A 4,929-nucleotide genomic window follows, 5' to 3' on the forward strand; every position below is an offset into this window, starting at 1 on the left:
TTTGGGCTGACGATGGATGCTTCTCTATATACTCTCTCAGTTGGCTCATTTTTGGCAAGGTAAAACTCCATTTTACCTATGCGATCGCAATTTAGTTTATATGTTGGAGATGTCTATTGGCGGTAAACGCTATCGAGAATTTGTGATAGAGCAGTTGCTATCCATACCTGAGAAACTCTACACTACTCGCGCACCGTTAGCTGGCTTGGGTATCGGGTATCAAATGCAATGGTTGAAACAAAAAGCTCCCAAATATAAGCATTTACAACTGGCGCTTTTTTGAAAGAGAAAAGTTAATATTTCTGCCTAACGGCATAAGGAGGGAGAAATGTTCAGTTATGGTTTTTGTTGATGAATTCTAATTCAGCCCCGAACTATGCCGCACTAATTAAGCTAAACGAAAATTATCCCAATCCACCAATTTGGTTGTCACCGAGAAACCGAATTTATTCGACTCAATATGGATTGGGAGAAGTTATCGGAACAATCGGCAATCAATTAGTTGCCAATTTTCACAGAGAAGCTCAACCAGTTTCTTTGAACTGGATATCAGCGATTGAATCTCAAGAATTGATGCCAGCTGACGATGCTAAAGCTCGAAATACCAAATCTCATAGTAACGAGCAAAGCTTTGAAGAAATTGCATTGGGATTAGCAGAAAGCATCGTTTATACGGAAACTATTCCGGCTTCTGATGGTGAACTGTATCCGATTCCGGGCGATTTACCAATTGCACTTTCTGATGCTTTAAAAGCTGTTGGCATCGAGCAAATTTACTCGCATCAGTTGGAATCATTGCAAGCATGGCGTCAGGGAAAAGATATCTGCATTTTGACACCGACAGCCAGCGGGAAAACTTGGTGTTTTAATATTCCGATTCTGGAATCCTGTCTAACCAGTAATGCTACTGCGCTTTATCTGTATCCGCTTAAAGCACTGGCTACTGACCAAATTGACAAACTGCGATCGCTCGTTACTATCTTGCCTGAAGATGCCACTGTAAAAGTTGGTGTGATGACTGGCGATGTATCGATGTTGGAACGCAAGCGGCTGTTCGTACCAGAACCTCCTCAGATTTTAGGACTTAGCCCAGACTTATTACATTATCAGCTTTACGCAGTACGAGCCAGAGATGGAGAGGGTTTTCGCAGTTTCTTGCGACGGCTGCGCTACGTAGTCGTAGATGAATCCCATACATATCAAGCTGGATTTGCTGCTAACTTTGCCAACCTGATGCGACGGTTGCGATTGGCAGTGGATAGTGTTGGTGGCAATTCCAGCCGCTTACAATGGGTGTTTTCATCAGCTACCATTGGCAATCCAGTGCAAGTAGCACTACGGTTTTCGGGACGAGAAGCTACTCCAGAACGGTTACAGTTGATAGACAAGAGCGGCGCTAAAAGCGCTGGACGCACGATAGTTTGTCTCAAACCCAGCACTACAGCTAATCCCGATGCTGCTAGGGTGATTCTATACCTGCTGCAACATGAGCTATCTGGGATTTGCTTTTGCAATAATCGATCGGCTGTTAAGAATCTGCTCTCACTCATCAAGCAGGAAGCAACTCGCCAGGGGTGTCCGCATTTGGCTGATGCAGTGGCAATATTCTATGGCTCTCTGAAGAGCGATCGCCGTCAGGATATCATCTCCCAGGTAAAGACAGGTCGCATCAAAGCGATTCTCTCCACTAGCTCATTGGAAGCGGGAATCGATATTCCTGCACTGGACTGGTGTTTAGTACGCGGGTGGCCGGGTTCTTTGATGTCGTTTCGCCAGCGAATTGGTCGAGCAGGTCGAGGGAACAATCCGGGTCTGGTCATCTTCTTGCCCGTGGCTACCAGCCCCCTCGATAACTATTACAGCACTAATCCCAACCTGTTAATACATGGATCTGCTGAAAGGAGCGAATTTAACCCAAACTACCCGGTATTACTAGGCAAACACCTGATGGCAGCAGCGGTAGAAAGTGGCATTCCGTTGCACCGACTTAGCCATTATTTTGGCGAGAAGGCGGGTGCGATCGCTTCTGCTTTGATGACTCAAGATCAACTTTATGTCAGCAGAAACGGTCAGTTATGGGGACGTGGGTATCCTCATAAAGAAATCAATTTGCGCGGTAATGCTATAGCTACTGTCAGCACCCCCGGCTGAAGCACGGGCGGCTCACTGCCTCCGATTCAGATAGCTGACCAGCCTTAGTCTAATGACTACGTTCAGAGCAAGAGTTAAAGTTCCTACCTTGGGTTGCGTAGCTAGACCCAAGCCCTAGAACCAAAACGTTAAACATCTTTAAGGGGTTAAGGAAGTGCGTTTTGGAAAGTACCGACTCTGAACATTGGCGAAGCTAACGTTACGAGAAATCAGGAGAGACACAACAATGTCTAACCAAAACTACGCTCTAGTTCTAGACACCAACCGTAAACCACTCAACCCCTGCACCCCTGGAGTTGCTAGAAGTTTACTCAAAGCAGGGAAAGCAAAAGTATTTCGACGGTTTCCCTTTACGATTATTTTGGGTAAAGCTGTTGCCGATAAACCATCACCAATGCAACTGAAGCTAGACCCAGGTTCAAAAGTAACTGGAATCGCCTTACTCCAAGGGGAAAAAGTTGTTTTTGGTGCAGAACTTATCCATCGTGGACAACAGATAAAGGATGCTCTTGAATCACGCAGAGCATTAAGAAGAGGACGGCGTAATCGTAAAACCAGATACCGTCAACCTCGTTTTCTTAACCGCACCCGTTCTGATGGATGGTTAGCCCCTAGTCTTCAGCATCGAGTTGAAACAATCCTGACTTGGGTAAATCGATTGCGTCGATATACCCCCATAGAAGGGATTTCCCAAGAACTTGTGCGGTTTGATTTACAAGAAATAGAAAACCCGGAAATATCAGGTATTGAGTACCAGCAAGGAATGTTATTTGGTTACGAAGTTCGGGAATATTTATTAGCTAAGTGGTCGCGAAAATGCGCTTATTGTGGTAAGGAAAATGTACCTTTGCAAATTGAGCATATTCACCCCAAAGCCAAAGGTGGTACAAACCGAATCTCTAATCTATGCTTAGCTTGCGAACCTTGCAATATTAAGAAAGGAACTCAGGATATTGAGGCTTTCTTGAAAAAGAAGCCGGATGTCTTAAAAAGAGTCTTGGCTCAAGCTAAACGTCCGTTAAAAGATGCGGCAGCAGTCAATTCAACCCGATGGACTTTGTTTAATAGACTCAAGCAAACTGGTTTGCCTGTTGAGGTGGCCAGTGGAGGTAAAACCAAGTTTAACCGATGTAGGTTAGAGCTACCTAAAACTCACTGGCTGGATGCAGCTTGTGTGGGTAGTGTTGAACAATTAGATGTCAAAACAATGCAACCATTATTAATCAAAGCTATGGGGCATGGGAATCGCCAGATGTGCGGCACGGATAAATACGGTTTCCCAATTCGTCATCGGTCTAGAATTCAAATTCATCAGGGGTTTCAAACAGGCGATATTGTCAAGGCCATTGTTACAAGTGGCAAAAAAATTGGCACTTATATTGGTCGCGTTCTTTGTCGAGCATCTGGCAGTTTTGATATTGCTACTAAAGATGGTCGAGTACAAGGAATTAGCCACAAATACTGTCAAGCAATTCACCGAAAGGATGGGTATGCTTATTCTTTTTAGAAATACACAGCGAATAAATTCGCTCGTGTCGTGTTTCATCCCCCGGTTAAAACGCGGGGGCTTCCACACTTCCCGGAGGTTTTAGGTGAAGTTAATCGATAGCAGTACGGGTGAAGAATTTGAGGAAACTAATCTCGATATTGCCTATCGGGAAGTATTCCCAGGTGCAATTTATAGCGCTCAAAATGCTAATGGTGAAATCGTAAAATACAGAGCAACTGAATTAGAGGTTGAGGAACGTCGAGCCGTTCTGATTCCAATCGACCCCAATTCTCACACTTTTACAATTCCTGAAACTGACTTAGAAGTTAAACAACTGGAGCTTCTTGCAGAACCAAAAATTGTTGCACTTTCTATCCCAGGCGCAGAACTTAAGTTAAGTTTGGTTTGGGGAGAAATCAAGACATTGGTGACGGGGTATAAGTTGTGCATTAAACAATACGAACTAAGTTGTACGCGCAGTAGTTGCCGCAGCTATCACCAACCTTTATCGGGGAAATTCTGCCCAACTTGTGGAAGTAAGCTCAAAAGGATTGAACTGATTACGGTAGTGGATGAAGTGGATTTCAGATTACCGTACTGCACTGAGTATAAAACACCTGTGGTGAAAGTAGAGGTAAATTCAGTTGCTACGAACATAATTTGCCGTGAAGTTCAGCATCTCAAAACTAAGATTCAGCGAGAAATACCGGAAATACCACCAGTATATGCAGCGCTTTGGGAATCTTCGCCTGTTACAATTGCACTGCATAGCATCGGACATCAAATCATCTTTGCAGTACCGTTGGTTATCCTCAGTTCTAGTTTGGATTTGAATTATTTGGTGGTTGAGCAGGAGGAAACAGTGGGATATTTCTACGATGCTGTAGCTGATGGGAATGGATGTAGCGAGGCTGTATTTCATCAGTTTGGTAAGTTTGCTCGGAGTGCGGCGGCGTTAGCTCGTAATTGTAGTTGTGAAGCGGGGTGTCCGAAATGTTTGTATATGCACTCCTGCCTTCAAGATAATCAATCTTTGAATAAGCCGATTGGATTAAGCATACTAGAAGCTGTTGGTGAGTAAGTTTAGGTATTTAGCAAAAAACATAGCTTTCTCAATGTTGGGTAAAGCTATGTTTTGCCATTTAATAATTTTAGCTCGTCAGAAATAGGTAAGTTACGAATAGGCAAGTTGCCACATCGAGCCAGTATGCTTGTAACCGTTCAGGGGGTGCGCCTGCGGCGCACCACCCCAAGAGGAGTTGTAAAGATTTTGGAGAAAAAAAGTGGGC

General features: G+C 44.2%; 4 protein-coding genes. All 4 read left to right on the plus strand.

The genetic code is table 11. The features are described 5' to 3' along the window. Nucleotides 1-16 precede the first annotated feature (16 nt). The 4 genes from LAY57_RS34860 to LAY57_RS34875 all read left to right on the plus strand — a co-directional run bounded on the left by LAY57_RS34860 (nucleotide 17) and on the right by LAY57_RS34875 (nucleotide 4,721). A complete protein-coding gene (locus tag LAY57_RS34860) occupies nucleotides 17-283 on the plus strand; it encodes a hypothetical protein (protein ID WP_249071945.1) in 267 nt (88 codons plus the stop codon). A gap of 68 nt (nucleotides 284-351) precedes the next feature. Next, complete coding sequence (locus tag LAY57_RS34865) at nucleotides 352-2,151, plus strand: DEAD/DEAH box helicase (protein WP_249071947.1); 1,800 nt, start codon at nucleotides 352-354, stop codon at nucleotides 2,149-2,151. Nucleotides 2,152-2,377: 226 nt separating this feature from the next. Then, nucleotides 2,378-3,658: an RNA-guided endonuclease IscB gene (gene iscB / locus LAY57_RS34870; protein WP_249071951.1), complete on the plus strand. Its 1,281-nt coding sequence runs from the start codon at nucleotides 2,378-2,380 to the stop codon at nucleotides 3,656-3,658. An 85-nt stretch (nucleotides 3,659-3,743) separates the two neighbouring features. After that, entirely contained in the window at nucleotides 3,744-4,721 is a 978-nt protein-coding gene (locus LAY57_RS34875) for a Zn-binding domain-containing protein (RefSeq protein ID WP_249071952.1), read from the plus strand. The last annotated feature ends 208 nt before the right edge of the window (nucleotides 4,722-4,929 follow it).

The sequence above is a fragment of the Argonema antarcticum A004/B2 genome (assembly GCF_023333585.1).
Lineage (GTDB): Bacteria > Cyanobacteriota > Cyanobacteriia > Cyanobacteriales > Aerosakkonemataceae > Argonema > Argonema antarcticum.